Raw genomic sequence first — 423 nt, 5'->3', positions numbered from 1 at the left:
AAAGCCTTTTTATGTGGTGTTGATAAAGAAACCGGTGTCAGTTACGAGCACAGGCGTCATTGGATTGAACAGCGTATTTTTACATTATCTCAAGTCTTTGCTATTGATATTTGTGCTCACGCTGTCATGAATAATCACTTACATTTAGTCCTTCATGTTGATAGTGAAAAAGCTAACAGCTGGACGACGCTAGAAGTACTGTCCCGTTGGCATAAGTTGTTTAAAGGCACCCTGTTGACCCGTCAATATCAACAGGAGCAATCATTAGCTACATTAACTCCATTCGAAATGGAAATTATTGAAGAAACAGCACAGGTCTATAAACAGCGTTTAATCGATATCAGTTGGTTTATGCGGGCATTAAACGAGCCTATTGCTCGACAAGCCAATAAAGAAGATAAATGCACAGGGCACTTTTGGGAA

At 39.7% G+C, this 423-nt stretch carries 1 pseudogene; it reads left to right on the top strand.

What is annotated here, in order from left to right:
* Window positions 1-423, top strand: a pseudogene (locus H4J57_RS19595) (transposase); the annotation flags it as partial.

This window comes from Colwellia sp. BRX8-7 (assembly GCF_014077275.1).
Lineage (GTDB): Bacteria > Pseudomonadota > Gammaproteobacteria > Enterobacterales > Alteromonadaceae > Colwellia_A.
This window is presented reverse-complemented; position numbering and strand designations above follow the sequence as displayed.